This is a genomic window from Nonomuraea sp. NPDC050790 (assembly GCF_044456745.1).
Taxonomy (GTDB): Bacteria; Actinomycetota; Actinomycetes; order Streptosporangiales; family Streptosporangiaceae; genus Nonomuraea.
This window is the reverse complement of record NZ_JBITGF010000002.1, coordinates 131,287-147,898: the sequence shown is the minus strand read 5'-3', so window position 1 is coordinate 147,898 and position 16,612 is coordinate 131,287. Positions and strand designations below refer to the sequence as shown.

The 16,612-nt window shown below is 68.1% G+C and carries 14 protein-coding genes and 1 tRNA gene; 7 read left to right on the top strand and 8 right to left on the bottom strand.

Annotation, left to right across the window (positions count from 1 at the left end):
- Nucleotides 1–8: 8 nt before the first annotated feature.
- From ACIBEJ_RS09205 to ACIBEJ_RS09195, 3 genes are all read right to left on the bottom strand, one after another.
- Nucleotides 9–1,457: a serine hydrolase domain-containing protein gene (locus ACIBEJ_RS09205; RefSeq protein WP_397182131.1), complete on the bottom strand. Its 1,449-nt coding sequence runs from the start codon at nucleotides 1,455–1,457 to the stop codon at nucleotides 9–11.
- 79 nt (nucleotides 1,458–1,536) lie between these two features.
- Nucleotides 1,537–2,199: a response regulator gene (locus ACIBEJ_RS09200; protein ID WP_397182130.1), complete on the bottom strand. Its 663-nt coding sequence runs from the start codon at nucleotides 2,197–2,199 to the stop codon at nucleotides 1,537–1,539.
- Entirely contained in the window at nucleotides 2,196–3,314 is a 1,119-nt protein-coding gene (locus tag ACIBEJ_RS09195) for a sensor histidine kinase (protein WP_397182129.1), read from the bottom strand. Before ACIBEJ_RS09195 ends, ACIBEJ_RS09200 begins: the two co-directional genes overlap by 4 nt.
- 670 nt (nucleotides 3,315–3,984) lie before the next feature.
- On the opposite strand from ACIBEJ_RS09195, the gene ACIBEJ_RS09190 reads away from it, so the two are divergent.
- The 3 genes from ACIBEJ_RS09190 (at nucleotide 3,985) to ACIBEJ_RS09180 (ending at nucleotide 5,573) form a co-directional block, all read left to right on the top strand.
- Nucleotides 3,985–4,107: a hypothetical protein gene (locus ACIBEJ_RS09190; protein ID WP_397182128.1), complete on the top strand. Its 123-nt coding sequence runs from the start codon at nucleotides 3,985–3,987 to the stop codon at nucleotides 4,105–4,107.
- Between the two features lie 820 nt (nucleotides 4,108–4,927).
- Entirely contained in the window at nucleotides 4,928–5,179 is a 252-nt protein-coding gene (locus tag ACIBEJ_RS09185; RefSeq protein ID WP_397182127.1) for a hypothetical protein, read from the top strand.
- Nucleotides 5,172–5,573 (top strand): hypothetical protein, encoded by a 402-nt coding sequence (locus ACIBEJ_RS09180; protein ID WP_397182126.1) that lies wholly within the window; start codon nucleotides 5,172–5,174, stop codon nucleotides 5,571–5,573. Before ACIBEJ_RS09185 ends, ACIBEJ_RS09180 begins: the two co-directional genes overlap by 8 nt.
- A gap of 303 nt (nucleotides 5,574–5,876) precedes the next feature.
- Here ACIBEJ_RS09180 and ACIBEJ_RS09175 read toward each other — a convergent pair whose 3' ends face one another.
- Nucleotides 5,877–7,271 carry an ATP-binding protein gene (locus ACIBEJ_RS09175; RefSeq protein WP_397182125.1) on the bottom strand — a complete coding sequence of 465 codons (1,395 nt, stop codon included), beginning with the start codon at nucleotides 7,269–7,271 and terminating at the stop codon, nucleotides 5,877–5,879.
- Between the two features lie 650 nt (nucleotides 7,272–7,921).
- Nucleotides 7,922–7,994 (bottom strand) — tRNA-Ala (locus ACIBEJ_RS09170).
- 93 nt (nucleotides 7,995–8,087) lie between these two features.
- Between ACIBEJ_RS09170 and ACIBEJ_RS09165 the strand changes: the two genes are divergently transcribed.
- Both ACIBEJ_RS09165 and ACIBEJ_RS09160 read left to right on the top strand, forming a co-directional pair.
- Nucleotides 8,088–8,768: a tRNA-dependent cyclodipeptide synthase gene (locus tag ACIBEJ_RS09165; protein WP_397182124.1), complete on the top strand. Its 681-nt coding sequence runs from the start codon at nucleotides 8,088–8,090 to the stop codon at nucleotides 8,766–8,768.
- 83 nt (nucleotides 8,769–8,851) lie between these two features.
- Nucleotides 8,852–9,340: an EF-hand domain-containing protein gene (locus tag ACIBEJ_RS09160; protein ID WP_397182123.1), complete on the top strand. Its 489-nt coding sequence runs from the start codon at nucleotides 8,852–8,854 to the stop codon at nucleotides 9,338–9,340.
- 279 nt (nucleotides 9,341–9,619) lie between these two features.
- Here the strand turns inward: ACIBEJ_RS09160 and ACIBEJ_RS09155 are convergent, their stop codons facing one another.
- Nucleotides 9,620–11,056 carry a von Willebrand factor type A domain-containing protein gene (locus ACIBEJ_RS09155; protein WP_397182122.1) on the bottom strand — a complete coding sequence of 479 codons (1,437 nt, stop codon included), beginning with the start codon at nucleotides 11,054–11,056 and terminating at the stop codon, nucleotides 9,620–9,622.
- 179 nt (nucleotides 11,057–11,235) lie between these two features.
- Between ACIBEJ_RS09155 and ACIBEJ_RS09150 the strand changes: the two genes are divergently transcribed.
- Together ACIBEJ_RS09150 and ACIBEJ_RS09145 are read left to right on the top strand one after the other, a co-directional pair.
- Nucleotides 11,236–12,999, top strand: a complete 1,764-nt coding sequence (locus ACIBEJ_RS09150; protein ID WP_397182121.1) for an asparagine synthase-related protein — start codon at nucleotides 11,236–11,238, stop codon at nucleotides 12,997–12,999.
- A 13-nt stretch (nucleotides 13,000–13,012) separates the two neighbouring features.
- Nucleotides 13,013–13,972, top strand: a complete 960-nt coding sequence (locus ACIBEJ_RS09145; RefSeq protein WP_397182120.1) for a helix-turn-helix domain-containing protein — start codon at nucleotides 13,013–13,015, stop codon at nucleotides 13,970–13,972.
- Here ACIBEJ_RS09145 and ACIBEJ_RS09140 read toward each other — a convergent pair.
- Together ACIBEJ_RS09140 and ACIBEJ_RS09135 are read right to left on the bottom strand one after the other, a co-directional pair.
- Nucleotides 13,962–15,053, bottom strand: a complete 1,092-nt coding sequence (locus ACIBEJ_RS09140) for a methyltransferase (protein WP_397182119.1) — start codon at nucleotides 15,051–15,053, stop codon at nucleotides 13,962–13,964. The genes ACIBEJ_RS09145 and ACIBEJ_RS09140 overlap by 11 nt on opposite strands.
- A gap of 71 nt (nucleotides 15,054–15,124) precedes the next feature.
- Nucleotides 15,125–16,594 (bottom strand): FAD-binding oxidoreductase, encoded by a 1,470-nt coding sequence (locus ACIBEJ_RS09135; RefSeq protein WP_397182118.1) that lies wholly within the window; start codon nucleotides 16,592–16,594, stop codon nucleotides 15,125–15,127.
- Nucleotides 16,595–16,612 lie beyond the last annotated feature (18 nt).

Sequence of the window (16,612 nt, the reverse complement as noted above, 5' to 3'; positions counted from 1 at the left end):
GGCTCGGGTCAGACGTCCGCCGTGGCCGGCCGTAACGGCTCGGCGGTCTTCCGTACGGCGCGGCGGAAGAACCAGAGGCGCCGGGCGAGCGCGACCGCCCCGAGCACGCAACAGGTGAGGCCGAGCAACGCCAGCAGGGGCAGCAGCCAGACGGTGACGATCCAGTACTGGAGGTCGAACGCGCCCCAGACCGCCGCCGGCAGCAGCGCGCCCACCACCGTCACCAGGGCGAGCGGCACGAGGCGCGGAACCAGCCACGGCCGGCGCGCACCCCAGCGGCGGCGCGCGGCCCAGCGGCGCGCCCGGACGATCGCGGTGACCAGGAGTGCGGCCATCACCACCGTGATGCCGAGCAGGATCGTGTTCACGAGGGTGAGCGGGTTGCTCATCGGCGTCGTGGCCGCGCCGACGCGTTCGGCGAGCAGGTTGGTCGACAGGAGGCCCGGATCGCCGCCGCTGTTGGTGAGGACGATCGCGCCCACTCCGGTCTTGGGCGAGAAGACCATGTCGCCGGTCCACGTCGACAGGGTGCCGCCGTGGCCGATCAGCGACGGCGGTGCGCCCGCCGTGGCGGAGCGGGACTGCCAGCCGAGGGCGTGGTCACCCGCCTTGGGCTGCGGGGTGTGCATCTCGGCCAGGGAGGCGGCGCTCAGCAGCCCGGACCCCGAGGTCCCCTGGTTGAACCGCAGCCACCGCACCATGTCGTCCAGGGTCGAGACCACGCCGCCGTTGCCCGCACACATTCCCGGCATCTCCGGCGCCGCGACGGCCACCCCGAGCACGACCAGGTAGGCCGAGGGCAGCCCCTCGACGCCGTCGGAGCACCCCAGCGTCGAGGCAGTGCTGGTCATGCCCAGCGGCGTGAACACCTCGGCCCGGAGGAAGTCGTCGAACGACCTGCCCGACACCACCTCGACGATCCTCGCCGCGATCGAGTAGTTGGTGTTGTGGTACTCCGCGCGGGTGCCCGGATCGGCGGCGAGCGTCTTGTCGGCCAGCCGGCCCACGATCTCCTCGGGGGTACGCGGCGGCGGGAACACGTACTCGTTGTTGGTGCTGTTCGACAGCCCCGAGGTGTGGCTGAGGAGCTGGCGGACGGTGATCCCGGTGAAGCGCGGGTCGGCCATCCTGAAGTCGCGCAGGATCTTCACGACCGGGTCGTCCAGGGAGACGCGGCCCCGGTCGACCAGCAGCATGATGGCCGCGGCCGTCATCGACTTGCTCATCGACGCGATCCGGAACCGGGTCCGCGCCGTCACCGCGTTGCCGTCGCCGTCGTGGCCGCGGACGATCGTCTCGACCGACGACCTGTCGATGACGGCCGCCGCGACACCCGGCGTCCCGTAGACGGATCGGTACGCGTCGACCTGTCGTTCACCGGCGGCGTGGGCCGGCGCCGTCCAGCCGAGCAGGACGGCGAGCATGACGAGCGGGAAGTACCGCCGGAGGGATCGCACGACGTCGAAGGTAGGCCGTGCGGCACCTGCCGGGCATCAACCCACGGTATGAGACGGGACCACCCGGCAGGATGGAATCTCAGCCCGGCAGGTCGTTGCGGCCCACCAGCCCGTTCTCATACGCGTGGATCACCGCGTGGACGCGGTCGCGCAGGTCCAGCTTCTGCAGGACGGCCCGGACGTGCGACTTCACCGTGTTCTCGCTCAGGACCAGTTCCGCGCAGATCTCGCTGTTGGATCTGCCTCGGGCGAGCAGGCCGAAGATCTCGACCTCGCGCGGGGTGAGGCCGTCCAGGGCGGCCGCCTTGCGCATCGGCACCTGCCGTACCAGATCGAGGATCGTCGCCGCCACGCCCGGGGCCAGCGCCGACGTGCCGGAGGCGACGTCACACACGGCCTGCGCCAGCGCGGCGGGCCGGACGTCCTTGGTCAGGTAGCCGCTCGCGCCGGCCCGGATGGCGGCCACGACCAGCTCGTCGTCGTCGAACGTCGTCAGCATGAGCACCCGGGTCGCCGGCGCGATCCTGACGATCTCCGCGGTGGCGGCGACGCCGTCCATGCGGGGCATGCGGATGTCCATCAGCACCACGTCGAGGCGGTGGCGGCGGACGACCTCGATCGCGTCGGCGCCGTTCGCGACGTCGTGGGTGACCTCGATGCGCTCGTCGGCCGACAGCACGGTACGCAGCGAGGCGCGCAGCAGCTCCTGGTCGTCGACGAGCATGACCCGGATCTTCGTCATGCCCCCTCCTTCGTGGGCAGCCGCGCCCGCAGCACCCATCCGCCGTCCCCGTCTTCGATCGACAGGCTGCCGCCCGCGGTCCGCACGCGTTCCTCGATCCCCATCAGGCCGGTCCCCCGGCTGCCTGACTCGCGACGCGCCCTGCCGCCGTCGTCGCGCACCTCCACCACCACCTCGGCCTGGGTCCACTCCAGGCTCGCCGTCACCTCGACCGGCGGGTCCAGGTGGCGGAGCGCGTTCGTGATGCCTTCCTGCACGGTACGCACCGCCGCGACCTCGGCGCTCAGGCTCAACGGCCGCCGCGTCCCCACTTCCTCGAACGTGACCACGTGCAGCGGGCTCGCCGCCGCGGCCACCAGGTCGGGTATGGCGTCCAGCGAGATCGGGACCTGGCTCGGCCTTCGGTCCGCGTGCGGCGCCACTGTGGCCAGCATCGCTCGCAGGCCCTGGTGGGCGTCCCTGCCCGTCTCGGCTATGTCGGCCAGCTCCTTGCCGGTGGCCGGGTCCGTCGTCGTCACCGCCGCCGCTTCGATCCTGGCGACCATGACGGTGACCGTATGGGCGATCACGTCGTGCAGGTCCCTGCGGATGCTCGCCCGTTCGCCCGCCACCGCCGCGGCCAGCCGGTCGTTCTCGGCTCTGCGGGCGGACTCTTGTCTGTGGCGGATCAGCAGAGCCGTCAGCCACACTGTGCCGACCGTCAGCATGAACAGCGCTCCCTCTACCCAGCGCGTCCATCCTTCTACGCCGCTGGGCAGCCTGGACCATGCGACCAGTTCCGTCAGGACGATTCCCACCGCGGCCACTGTCAGGGCCAGTGCCGATGATCTCGTCGATTCTTTCGTTGTCAGGAGCCACAGGGTCAGGGGGAAGCAGGCGGCGGAGGGCAGCATGATCGGCGACCAGCTCAGGGCCGGCGTGGTCACCAGGATGAGCATGCCGAGGGCGCCCAGTCCGTAGCCTGGCCATGGGGTCTTTCGGGCTGCCAGGGCTCCTGTGTGGAGCAGGGTGGCGGCGGCTGCCATAGCCAGGATCTGCCACAGGTGGGTGCCGAAGTACCAGGCGGTTGCCAGGGTTACCAGGGTCAGGACGGCCAGGACCGTGTGCGCTGCCACCGTTGTCGCGGGCCACCTGGGCCGGGGGTGGGAGGCTGTCATGGTCGTCGCCTTCCGGTGGGCTCGTGGTGGAGAGCCTTTACCTGGCTCGACGTGCCACAGGATAGCCAGCCGGGGGTTGCGCTTGGCCATGTACCTGTCTGGATGAGCTGTGGCGACGTGCCGGGAGGCCGATCATGCCTAGGTTGAGGGGAGGCTGTCGCCGGGCTGAGGCTGACGGGCTGAGCAATCACCTGCTCGCGTGTCGACAGCGTCATGCGAAAGACCGGGCTTTGCGGACGTGCCTGCTCAACCGGCGAATGGCAGACCGCAGGGAGTGAAGCCGTGACAATCTGCGGACGTAGAGGTCGGTCCGCACGATCCACTCATGGCTCTCAGCACATATGGCTCTGCCAGTCTCTCCCAGGTGAAGCTGTCCACCCTCTCGCCCGGGCGGATCTCTGACAGGTGAACTCCGTTGCGATCGACCGCCACGATGAGCGGCCGTGCGTCCGCCGCGCCGTTCATGGACTCAGACCGCCAGGTGATGGCGAGCGAGCCGTTGCTGCGCCTTGTCTGGTCGGAAAGGCTGAAGGGCGGTCGAGCGAGCATCCGCTGACCCCGAATAGAGATGTCGAGGGCATCCGCATCAGTGTCCCGACACACTGGATGTGCGAAGGACGGTGATCCCATGACCACAGCGAAGGCCTCGATCGAGATCGACCAAGAGGCCCTGGCGATGGCCGCCGAAGTTCTCGGCCTTCCCGACACGGTCAACATGGCCCTCCGTGAGGCAGGGCAGCGGCTGGTGTGACTGCGAGCCCTGGCCGCACTAGCGAGATGGCCGACCGAGGGGACTTTGATGGCTTCGTCGGCGATAAGGCGGCCTACCGCCGATGAGACCGCCCTGTATGCCGTTGACGCCTCCGTCATGTTCTGGGTGTCGCTGAAGCCTGCATCACAGCAGATGTACGCCGATCAGCTTGCCGCGCTGGGCAAGCGGCGCGGTGCGAGTGATGCGAGTGAGGCCAAATGTGTTCTCAGCATCTCCGCCTGCCCGGCAGCGGCATACGCACCCACGCACGTTCTGGCCAGCTCAGACAGTCAGGACCACCCAAATGGTCGCGGGAAGGCGATCCGAAGCAGCTACAAACCCTTCGGTACTGCTGCTCGTAGGCCGCGCAAACACATGATCTCGTCCGGCCAACCAACGCCCTTCCCGTACGCGCGAGCCACGCGCCGCAGGCGCTCCTGATCAGGGACGCCCGAGCGGAGCGAGAACCGCTGACCAGGGTGGGCTCCAACTGGCCAACCACCCGGCTGGCAACGCGTGGGCCTGAAGCGAGACGCCCGACCGAAGGGAGATGCTTTCTTGTGGACCTAGTCGCCGCCCACTTGAGCTCAACGCTACGGTGCCGGGGGTTGCATCCCATGATCAAATAAGCCGACGTCTCGCTGTCAGGGCCAGGGATCAGCGGGCACAAAAGGTGTCACATGACCAGACGTTTCGCCCACCACCCAGGTACCTAGGTTCGCATGCACCCGCGAAACGCTCAAGATCGTCCCCTGGGCCCCTCGCCCTCTTCCTAGTTTGCTAGGAACCGTGGCTCCTACTACGATAGATTTAGGGCATCATGAGCGAGAACATTTCTCCACACTTCCGTGCTACGGCCGAGGTCAACGCCATCGTCGCAGCCGCGGGAGCAACCGCTGACTGGCTGTTCCACAACAAACGCGAGACCTGTGCTGTGGTACTCATCAGACACGGCAAGCGATCGGCGATGGTCTACATCCCGGCGAACCCAGATGCTCGTCCGGCCGCTTACCTTGAGGCACTGGCGGATCTGCGCACCGCCATCGAAGAACTGGAAGACACCCATGGCTGAGCCAATCACCTACACGGTCACCTTCGAAGAGGGCGGCTGGACCGCACGAGACCATTCCAAGCGAGTCCGCGGCGTGGCCGTGGCCGGCAACCTGACCCAGTTGGAACGGGAACTCGAAGAGGCCCACGAATGGGCATGGCCAGAGGACACACCAGCCGTCAAGCTGATCCTTGACCTGCCCGGCGACCTGACGGCCAAGGTGGAAGCCTGGCGCGACGAGCGGAAGCTGGCCGAACTGCACGCCGCCCGCAGCTTGACCATGGGCGAAGAAGTCGTCGCCGAGCTGACAGCACGCTGGTCCGAACCCGACACGGCACGAATCACCGGCCTGTCCAAGCAACGGGTACACCAACTGAAAAGATCACATCAGTCGAGGTCCAAAGCTGAGGCATGAGTGGATGGACCATGTCGCGGACGACTGATTCGGACTTTGCTTCCGCCACTGGACACAAGCCGGACGATACCGCCAAGCGCTGAGCTGTTAAAATGACTTGAGTGTCAGGGGCAATCGTTGATCTTGAATTTCCACGAAACCCGGGTTCTGGGTACTCGAACTCCGGAGACGTCTTGATTGCCTCTTGAGGCGATGCGCGTGTTCAACATCATCCCACAGCGCAGGCATGCTTGGTGACGTCTACCTTCCCACGATTAGGGATCGCGCTTACGGCCTTTTTCTATCCGGAGCTCGAACTTCACTTTAGTCCTTCAACCGCCAGGCAGCATTGAACTTATTCCGAGCCGGAACGAGTTCGATCTTTCCACGATCGCGCAGCTTGTAGAATATTCGCTTCATGGCGTTCTCGGACTCAATGCCAGTCAACTGTCTACCAACGCTGTTTCGAATTTCTGCATTATTTTGCAGGTATTCTAGGATTAGTTCCTCCGGACGCGCCAGCGGAGTATGTTCAAGCACTACCGTGAAGGAGTTATCCTCCACACGCAGAATCGGCTCTTTGAGTTTCGCCGCCCTCATGGTCCTGAATACAGTGTCCAACCCTTCACCAATGTCCTTATTGGGAGGATCTGGATACTTGTTGAGCAGCCGAACTATACTCGGATTTCGGGCAAAGCGCTCCTCGAGAATATTGTCCTTCGTGATATGCCCAGGCAACCTGCCCGGACTTCTAACTTCGACCCTGTTGTCGAACACAGAGACTAGGATGTCATCAGATATGTTATAGTCGCGATGAATTACGGCATTGACAATGATTTCTTTGAGAGCTTCCGGCGGGTACTTCATCGGAGCCATCTTGCCATCAGGGTGGAGGACGGGGACACCCTGGGTGATCTGCGTCACCATATCGAGGGTCGAGTCGATCAACAGTCGAGCCGGTCCATCAATGGTGAGTGGGGTTCCCTTTAGGTATCTGCGATCTGCGACGCTGCCGGACGTCTCATATCGTGCGATCTTCACGGAGCAGCGCTTCGGGACTACTGCCGCCGGCTCCTCAGCGAACAATACCGCTGCTGCTACGGTGGCGCGCATATCCGGCTTTCTGGCCAGCAGGCGCTGGCGACGAAGGAATTTCTCCGGAGACGATGTAGGCGTATATTCCCTCAAGAAGGTAGCCAATTCTGGCTCTTCTGCGAGCTCCTCTAAATCATAGCCCTCTAGGATCTGGTCCTCATAAGACTTCGCCCCCTTAGAGAGGGCAAGGTCAGCGAACGCTGCTCCGTGCAACGCAAGATCTTGCGCGCCCCTTCTACGCCAAACCTTGTTATCGGCAGTCCGATGGATGTCAGGACTCTTCTGTACTGTGACGAGACAAACGACTCCCCGATTTCCTACTCCTTGAATGGTGAGAAAATCGATGTCATAGGGAACAGGAGGGTGGACATCCTGCACCAAAGCCCCTTGAATCCAGTTTCCGTCCTCAATTGAGGCGAACCCCTGCCAGCGGGAAATTCCTACGGCCGCCTTTGCGTCTTCAATTCCCACCGCGAACTCTCCGCCCTCGGCATTAGCTAGAGAGGAGGCGATCTTCTGAATCTTTGCTCCACCAGACATTCGACTCTTTACGTCCCAGAAGTGAGACTCTTGCCTAACTACAAGATCAAGTGCTTCTTTTTGAGAGATTTCCCGCTCTTTCATTTCTCTCCAGTCTGCGAGTCGAACACGGACCGCGCAGCCAACGCCAGAGGGGCGGTGAGCATCGGCAGTCGACCTTGCCGCGATTTTAGAACTCATCGCCACCAACAACCTGCCAAATGGGGAAGTTGTTGGTGGCGGCGGCACAGATGATTTCGAGGGTTGGATCGGGCTGTCGCGGTGGCGGACGTGTCACGCTGGACTTGGACGATCCAGGGTGCGTCGAGATCCAGAGTGGCGGCTTCCGACTCGGTCGCGATGCTGGCGCTGTGGAGACCGGCATTCGGCGACAGCCCGCCTGGGCACGTTCTAACTGAGGCCCTCGCCAAGCGCGCGAGCCGCGCGCCGCGCGCCGAAGGCGTGCCTGATAGGACAGCGCGAGCGGAGCAAGGACCATTGACCGGGGTGGGCTCCAACTGGCCGGCCACCCAACTGGGCAACGGGCTGGGACTGAAGCAAGACTGCCCGACCGAAGGGAGGACCGACAGGGGTCGGGGCCGTGCTCCGACTGGAAGAACGCGCGAAGCACCTTGCCCTTAGCCAGAAAAGCGCCCGACCGGAGGGAGGACCTTCAGGGGTCGAGCTTCAGCTCGACTGGAGAAACGCCTGGAACCCGAACGCGCGAAGCGCGCTCATGTGGAAGACCTTGTTTGTGGAGCTAAGGGGATTCGAACCCCTGACCCCCTCCATGCCATGGAGGTGCGCTACCAGCTGCGCTATAGCCCCATGCCGCGTCACGGCACCGCATCAGTGTAGCCGACTCCCAGACTCCCCGAGTTCCGGATAAGTCTGCGTCACTGTCTTGCTACCGTGCGTAACGTGACGACTGTGGAGGCTGTGCCGTTGACGGCGCGGTGTGCGCGTATCTTCGCCAGGCGCGAGCATGCTCTGCTCGGGGTTAGCGCTATGAATGGATATTTCAGTCTTGGGGCGATTACGGAGCTGATTCGGTGGGCTCGGGGGTGCTTTCAGCGGGTTGATGTGCTTGTGCCGGGGATTGAGCTGGCCGGGACACTTGCCGCTCGGGATGAGCTTCCTGCTCACAAGGCCAACAAGAAGGCTCGGGCGGCGATCAACAACACCCGCAATCGTGTGCTCCACGCCCTGTCCGCTCTCGACGCGGCCGACGTTGGGGTTCACTCTTGGACTGATCTGCGGTCGCGGGCCGCCTACGTTGAGCTTCGGGAGCGGCTTGATCAGCTCTACCTGCGGGATTCCATTTTTCGGGAGCTTTGTGATGCTGCTCTTGAGCCTGTGCTCGGCACGTCCAGGCCCACTCCCGATCAGGTCCGGGAGGCCATTCCGTTCCTTTTGTCGGAATTGCCGCTCATGCTGAACACTCCGGCGATATTGGGGACGGAGTCGTCGTTGTTCTGCTATCCGCGGATGCTCCCTGTAGCGAAGTGGCTTTATGCCGGGATGATGCCGGTTTATCCGAGCGCGGGTCAGGGAATGTTGACGACTCGGTTGACAGGTATTGATGCAGGTGAGAACCATTAGTCCTGAGAAATTTACCGGGGTGGGGCGGGGCGGCCATGGATCCTCACGCGCGTAACGCGGGCTATGCATTCGACAGTAGTGACATGGGGCATGACGGCTTCCTCGATGAGCATGACATGATGCTCGTCGGGGTCGCGGTCTGTGATCGGCTGAGCATTCCCGATCCGTCGGAGCAACGTGACGCCGTCGTCTCCGCCTACCGTCAGGCCTGGCAGCACGCCGTGGACCTCATCGGGACCGACGACGAGGGACGCATCAGCCGCGCCACCTATGTACGGCACGCGATGCGCCCCTCCTCCGGCCGCATGACCTTCGTGGCCCGGGTCGTCTGGCCCATCGGCGACGCCCTGTGGGACGCCCTGGACACCGACGGCGACGAGCAGTTGACCCGGGCCGAGTATCTACGCCTGTTCGCGGCCTACGACGTGGCCGGGCGTACCGCCAGAGAGGCTTTCGAGCGGCTGGACGGCAACCGTGACGGGCGGCTGTCCAAGGACGAGTTCGCGCAGGCGCTGTACAACTTCTACTACGGCCGTGATCCCGAGATCCCCATCTTCGGCCGCCCAGGCTGAGCACCGCCCAACCCCACCACCGCACGGGCTGAAAAAGCATACTGGCGAGGGGGTCCGCGCAGGCTGAGGGGCAGCTCGGGCTGACGGGGCGGACCCGGTCGAAGGGGCGGACCGGGCTGAGGGGGCGGACCGGGCTGACGGAGGGGGCGGGTAGCGGCGCGAACGGGCTGAGGAAGCGGGCGGGCGAGAGGGTCCGCTCGGGCCAAGCGCCTCCCCAGCCGTCGAGCAGGGGCTGAGCGATCCGCTCCAGTCCAGGACGCCCCAGAACCGGAGCGCTGGTCAGGCCACTTCCGACGCCTTGCTGATCAGGGTCGACAGTTCGGTCACCATCGGGTCCTCCGCCGCCTCCGACAACCGCCCGGCATGCTGCCCCAACATCCTGAGGTCCAGCCCGAAAGCCTCCCGATCCCGCATGTACACCGCGAACGCCGCCGCCACCACGTCCACCTGCAACCGCACCGGCGCCTTGCTCCAGAGGTCCCCGCTGAGCTCACCGACCTCCACCGACTTCCCCGCCTCACCGGGAGTCCGCGTGTCGGGGTCCTGCCAGCGAACCGTGGCCGAGGCCACCTGCCCGGCCGCCCCAGGCTTGAGCTTCACCGAGTAGAGGGCCGTCACCGAGTGCCCGGGCCCGATCTCGCCACCGTCCTTGCTGTCGTCCCGGAACTCCTCAGCCTTCAAGGCCCGGTTGTCGTACCCGATGAGCTGGTAGGACTCCACAGCACGAGGATTGAAGACCACCTGCGCCTTGGCGTCACGGGCGCGGAGTTCGATGGTGGTGGTGAGCTGGGTGCTGAAGATCTTGGCGGCGTCCTCCTCGGTGCTCATGTACACGGCCGCGCCGTCGGCGTTGTCGGCGAGCTGCTCCATGAGCTCGTCGCCGTACTCCCGTCCGACGCCCACGGTCAGCAGCGTGATCTGCTTGCCCGCCTGCTCCTTGACCTTCTCCAGCAGCGACCGCCACTGCGTGTCGCCCTGGTTGGCCAGCCCGTCGGACAGCAGAATGACCCGGTTGGTGGCGGCCGAGCGGAACGCCTTGGCGGCTTCGTCGTAGCCGAGGCGCAGGCCGGACTCCAGGTTGGTGCCGCCGCCGATGGAGAGGGAGTCGACGGCCGCGTGCAGTTCGTCGCGGGAGACGAGCGGGGTCATCGAGGCCAGCAGCGAGCCCTGGTCGCTGAACGCCACGATGGACACCTGGTCGCCGGGCGCGAGCTGGTCGAGCAGCGTGTGCAGCGACTTGCGGACGAGGTCGAGCCGGCCCGGCTCGTTCATGGAGCCGGAGACGTCGACGACGAAGGTGAGGTTGGCGGGACGGCGGGCCGCGGCCTCGGAGGCGCGGGTCTGCAGCCCGACGCGGAGCACCGCGTTGTCGCCCTCGCCCATGCGGGCCCCGTCGACGTGCACGGTGAAGCCGTTGTCGGCGGGCTGCGCGTAGTCCTGGCGGAAGGAGTTGACGAACTCCTCGGGGCGGATCATGGCCGGCTCGGGCCAGCGTCCTTCTCCGAGGGTACGGCGGGCGTACCCGTAGGAAGCGGTGTCCACGTCCAGCGCGAACGTGGAGACCTGAGCCGTGGCCGTGTCCGAGTCGGTCCTGGTCGGCCGTGGCTGCTCGGGCGAGGAAGTCTGCCGGGGCGCGACCTGCGCCGGCGCCTTGTCCTTGGAGCTGGAGGCCTCGCCGCCCGGCCCACCGCACGCGGCCAGCAGAAGCAACCCCACAACCCCGACACCTGCCGCTATAGGACGAAATTTCATCGATTACCACCTCCACGCCCTATGACGGACCCGCACATCCACCGGCCGGGCCGGAGACGCAAGCGAGTACAAACCGTGTTCACCACGTGATCGCCGTGCCCGAACCGTGACCAGTTGTGCCAATCCAGGACGATCCGGTAGGCATGGATGCCGTGCGCGTCTATTTGGGGTTGGCCGCAAAGGGCTCGGCCATCGATCCCCGTGTCCTCGACCGGGCCAGGTCCGTTATCGAAACGGCCTTCCCCGTCCCCCCGGACGTCATCCGCGGCCAGGAATGGCACGGGCAGGGCGTCTCCCTGTTCGCTTGGTCCAACGAACCCGACGACTCCCGCCGCCCACCCCTCCTCCACTCCCAAGACGGCGGGGTCATAGGCGTCAACGGCCACCTGGCCGACCCGGCCGACGTCACCCGCCTGCCCGACCCCGAGGTGGGCGGCTGCTTCTCGACCTGGACCGCCCGCGACAGGGAACTGAGCGCCGCAACGGCCGCCAACCGGATCTGCCCGGTCTTCTACGCCGAAACGACCGGCCTGCACGTGGTGGGCAGCCGCGCCCTGCTCGTGCATCTGGCCGCCCAGCCGGACGAGCGCCTGGCGTTCGACGTGATGGCCCTGCAGACGATGGTCAGATCCGGCTACTTCCTGTCGGACGAGACCCCGTACCTGGGCGTGGCCGCGCTGCCGCCGAACGCGCGGATCGACGTGCGCGGCGGCAGCCGTACCGTGACCAGGCAGGAACTGCCGCAGGCGGCGCCCGCGCCCACGACGCGCAGGGAGAAGCGCGCGGCGCTCGACGAGCTGGCGGCGGCGCTGATGGCGACGGTGGAGCCGCTGCGCGCGGCGGCCGAGCCGGTGAACCTGGCGCTGACCGGCGGGCGCGACACCCGCATCCTGGCGGCGTTGCTGCACGCGGCGAAGCTGCCGTTCCGGGTGACGACGAACGGGCTGGACACCCATCCGGACGTGATCCTCGCCCGCCGGATCGCGGCCGAGCTGAAGCTAGAGCACACGGTCATCGCGCCGCCGCAGACCGAGGACCGCGACGCGATGCTGGTGGAGCACCCGCTCGAACGCGCCTGGGAGACCCTGCGCACCTGCGAGGGCATGACCTCGGCCTACGAGTCGATCGTGGGCTACCTGCCGTACTCCTCCACGCCGACCATGTCCGGGCAGGGCGGCGAGACGCTGCGCGCGGGGAGCCTGAACCTGCTGCAGTCGGATCTGAGCGACAAGGCGCTGCTCAGACGGATCGGCGCCACCTTCCTGAAGGACGAGAGGCTGTTCACCACGGCGGCCAACGAGCACGCGCGCCAGCAGGCCCGGCCGTGGCAGGAGCGGGAGAACAAGCTGGAGGCGCTGCACCACATCTACCTGTCGTACCGGGTGGGCCGCTGGCAGGCCAGCGCCCGCGCGGGCGCGCTGCGCCGCGGCGACTCGGTGCGGCCCTACCTGGACAACCGGGTGGTACGCGCGGCGCTGAGCCTGGACCAGCGCTGGGCCCTGTCGGAGGAGCCGATCTACTCGCTCGTCCTGAGGTTCGCCCCGAGGCTGCGGGACGTCCCGATCGAGGGCAAGCCGTGGCGGTTCGTCGAGGGGCAGACCAAGCGGTGGCCGTGGTCGCACGTGCCGCCGCCGCACCTGCCGACGGCCAGGACCGGCGGCGGGTGGAGCTGGCGCACCAGCCCCGGCCCCGCCCTGACCGACGTGCTGCGCGAGCAGGTGCTGGGCTCGCTCGACGCGCTGGAGCCGATCGTGAACCCGGACGAGGTACGCGCGCTGTTCGCCGAGCCGGTGGTGACGAAGCCGGCCGCCGCCTGGAACCTGTACACGGTGAGCACGCTGCTGACCGGCCTCTACCCGGGCAAGCGCCCAGAAGGGCTGGAGCGCGTCACGGTGCACCGGCCGTAGGTACGATCCGGCCATGATGCCGTTCCGGCCGCACACCGTCGCCGTGCTCGCCTACGACGGGATGGCGCCGTTCGAGCTCGGCTGCGTGGTGGAGATCTTCGGCCTGCCCCGCCCCGAGCTGGACGTCCCCTGGTACGACCTGAAGGTCTGCGCGGAGTCCGGCGGCCCGCTGCGCGTGGTCGGCGGTTTCACGATGCGCGCCGAGCACGGCCTCGACGTGCTGGCCGGGGCCGACACGGTGATCGTCCCTGGCAACGACGTCACCCGGCCGGTCTCCCCCGCGCTCGTCGCCGCGCTGCGCGCGGCGCACGCCCGCGGCGCGCGCATGGTCTCCGTCTGCTCGGGCGCCTTCGCGCTGGCCGCCGCCGGCCTGCTCGACGGCAGGGCCGCGGCCACCCACTGGAGGTACGCCGACCTGCTCCAGCACCGTCACCCCGAGATCCGGGTCCGGCCCGAGGTGCTCTACGTCGACGACGGCGACGTGCTGACCAGCGCGGGCAGCGCCGCCGGGCTGGACCTGCTCATCCATCTCATCCGCGCCGATCACGGCACGAGCACCGCCAACGCCGTGGCCCGCCGCCTGGTGGTGCCGCCGCACCGGGAGGGCGGGCAGGCGCAGTTCATCGAGGCCGCGGTGACGCCGGTCGGCGAGGACGACGGCGTGGCCAGGGCGATGGCGTGGGCGCTCGACCATCTGGCCGAGCGGATCACGGTGCGCCGGCTGGCCGGGCAGGCGCACATGTCGGAGCGCTCGTTCATCCGCCACTTCAGGCGGCAGACCGGCACCAGCCCGCTGCGCTGGGTGATCTCCCAGCGGGTGGCGGCCAGCCTGAGCATGCTGGAGTCCACGACCGCGCCGGTGGAGGCGATCGGCGCCGCGGTCGGATTCGAGAGCCCGGTCACCTTCCGCCACCATTTCACCCGGGCGATGCGTACCTCGCCGTCGGCCTACCGGCGTGCGTTCAGCGCGTGAGCGTCAGCCGCCACAGCGAGGTGACCTCGGCGGCGCGGGCCCGGTGCAGCGGGTCGTCGCTCTTGGCGGCCCGCGGGTGCCGGGGCGCGGTCTCCAGCCGGCCGGCGACCGACAGCCCGGCCTCCTCGAACCAGCCGAGCAGTTCCTGCCGGGTGCGCAACTCCAGGTGTTCGGCCAGGTCGGACAGCACCAGCCACGCCTCACCGCCGGGTGACAGGTGCTCGCGCAGGCCGTCCAGGAACCCGCGCAGCATGCGGCTGTCCGGGTCGTAGACGGCGTGGTCGAGCGGCGACATCGGCTCGGCCGGGATCCACGGCGGGTTGCACACCACCAGCGGCGCCCGTCCCGAGGGGAACAGGTCGGCCCGCTCGACCAGGACCCGGCCCGACAGGCCCAGCCGTTCCAGGTTGTCGCGGGCGCACTCCAGGGCGGCCGGGTCGACGTCGGTGGCGATCACGCGGCGCACGCCCCGCCTGGCCAGGACCGCCGCGAGCACGCCGGTGCCGGTGCCGACGTCGAAGGCCACCTCGGCGTCGGGCAGCCGCGCCGACGCGACCAGGTCCACGTACTCGCCTCTGACCGGGGAGAACACTCCGTAGTGCGGGTGGATGCGCTCGCCCAGCGCCGGCACCTCGACGCCTTTGGCCCGCCACTCGTGCGCCCCGATGACGCCGAGCAGTTCGCGCAGTGACCCGACGGCCTCGCCGGCGGCGGGGCCGTACACCTCGGCGCAGGCCGCGCGCACGTCGGGCGCGCGCCGCAGCGGGATCTCGTGCTCTCCCGTGTACGGCACCAGCAGCATCCCCAGAATCCTGGCCCGCTGCGACTGGGCCTGGCGCTGCCGGTGGAACCCGCTGCCCGGCCTGGGCCGTGGACATCGCCGGTCCATGGCCTTGAGCAGTTGCCTGGCGTTGTGGAAGTCGCCGGTCCACAGCAGCGCGGTGCCCTCGGCGGCCAGGCGGTGCGCGGTGTCGGCCTTGGTGGTGTCGTCGGCGAGCTCGACCCGGGCGGGCTCGGGTGCTCCCGCCGCCGACCGCCAGGCCGCCCGCCGCTCGTGTCCCGCCTCGTTCCAGGAGATCATCGTCTCCCGACGGTGTCACGCGCCCCGGCCCCGGGCAACCGGTTTAAGGCCCGCGATCAGCCAAAAGGCGCTCAGACCAGCACGCCGGGGTTGAGCACTCCGGCCGGGTCCAGCGCGTCCTTGGCCGCGCGCAGCGCCAGCGCGAACGGCTCGGGCCGCTGCTCGTCGTAGAAGGGCCGGTGGTCGCGGCCGACCGCGTGGTGGTGGGTGATGGTGGCGCCGTGGTCGAGCAGGACGCGCGAGACCCGGGCCTTGAGCCCGTCCCACTGGGCCACCTCCACGCCGCGCTCGGCGGGCAGGGAGACGGTGTAGTAGGGCGCGGGCCCGTCCGGATACACGAACGCGAAGCGGCAGGTCGCCTCCACCTCGCCCATGACCGCCGCGTGCAGCGCGGGGAAGCGGTCCCAGGTGACCGCGGTCTCGAACGTCTCCACCACGCGTCCCATGCCGGGAAAGGCGTTGCGGAGGTAGGGCATCCGGGTGAACGTGCCCTTCCACGCCTGGTCCTGGCGCACCTGGCCGGCCTCGCCGCCGGCGATCTCCAGCGCCCTGGCCATGGCCGCGTCCACGGGGTGGTCGGCCGACTCGAAGCCGAGGATGAGCACCGCGTGCTCGCCGTCGCCGCCGGCGGCCAGGTGGGCCTCGGCGGCGTCGAGCAGGCGGCAGTTCGACGGGTGCAGACCCGACTGCGACAGCTCGCGCACCGCCTCGACCGCGCGCTCCCACGAGGCGAACCGCACCGACGCCGACAGCTTGTGCGCGGGCCGCCGCTGCAGCCGCACCCACGCCCGGGTGATCACGCCGAGCGCGCCCTCGGAGCCCAGCAGCATCCGGTCGGGCGAGGGCCCCGCACCGGAGCCGGGCAGCCTGCGCGAGTCCCACACCCCGGCCGGGGTGAGCGCGCGCACCGACTCCACCAGGTCGTCGACGTGGGTGTGCAGGCTCGCGTAGTGGCCGCCGGCCCGTGTCGCGATCCAGCCGCCCAGCGTCGAGAACTCATACGACTGCGGGAAGAAGCGCAACCGCAGGTCGTCCGGGAGCTGGGCGTTGAGCGACGGGCCGCTTGCCCCCGCCTGCACGAGCGCCGCGCGCGAGAGGGTGTCCACCTCCAGCACGCGGTCCATCCGGCTCAGGTCGAGGCAGATCGCCGGCCCGTCGAAGCGCGCCTCGACGCCGCCGACCACGCTCGTGCCGCCGCCGCGCGGGACCACCGCCACCTGCCGTGCGGTGGCCCACTCCAGCACCTGCTCGACCTCGGTCTCGGTGCGGGGCAGCGCGACCAGGTCGGGCGCGTGCGCGAAGTCGCCGCGGTAGGCGCGGATGAGGTCGCGGTAGGCCTGGCCGTAGGTGCGTTCGGCGCGAGAGCGGGCCTGCGTGGTCGCGAACTCCTCCCATCCCCTCGGTACGGCCAGCCGTGGCGGCGGCAGCCGTACCCGGTCGAAGGGGACGGGTTCCTCGAAGTCGTCGCCGCCTCCGAGCATGCGGGCCGTGGCCCGCAGTTCGTCCGGGTCGGGTTCGGCGCCCCACGCCCAATGGCTCATGGGTCCCTTGTTACATCA

Excerpts from the sequence above, each read along its gene's own strand:
- ACIBEJ_RS09200 (WP_397182130.1), bottom strand. The coding sequence starts at position 2,199 with ATGACGAAGATCCGGGTCATGCTCGTCGACGACCAGGAGCTGCTGCGC.
- ACIBEJ_RS09190 (WP_397182128.1), top strand. The coding sequence starts at position 3,985 with ATGACCACAGCGAAGGCCTCGATCGAGATCGACCAAGAGGCCCTGGCG.
- ACIBEJ_RS09185 (WP_397182127.1), top strand. The coding sequence starts at position 4,928 with ATGAGCGAGAACATTTCTCCACACTTCCGTGCTACGGCCGAGGTCAAC.
- ACIBEJ_RS09180 (WP_397182126.1), top strand. The coding sequence starts at position 5,172 with ATGGCTGAGCCAATCACCTACACGGTCACCTTCGAAGAGGGCGGCTGG.
- ACIBEJ_RS09175 (WP_397182125.1), bottom strand. The coding sequence starts at position 7,271 with ATGAAAGAGCGGGAAATCTCTCAAAAAGAAGCACTTGATCTTGTAGTT.
- ACIBEJ_RS09160 (WP_397182123.1), top strand. The coding sequence starts at position 8,852 with ATGGGGCATGACGGCTTCCTCGATGAGCATGACATGATGCTCGTCGGG.
- ACIBEJ_RS09150 (WP_397182121.1), top strand. The coding sequence starts at position 11,236 with ATGGATGCCGTGCGCGTCTATTTGGGGTTGGCCGCAAAGGGCTCGGCC.
- ACIBEJ_RS09145 (WP_397182120.1), top strand. The coding sequence starts at position 13,013 with ATGATGCCGTTCCGGCCGCACACCGTCGCCGTGCTCGCCTACGACGGG.
- ACIBEJ_RS09140 (WP_397182119.1), bottom strand. The coding sequence starts at position 15,053 with ATGATCTCCTGGAACGAGGCGGGACACGAGCGGCGGGCGGCCTGGCGG.
- ACIBEJ_RS09135 (WP_397182118.1), bottom strand. The coding sequence starts at position 16,594 with ATGAGCCATTGGGCGTGGGGCGCCGAACCCGACCCGGACGAACTGCGG.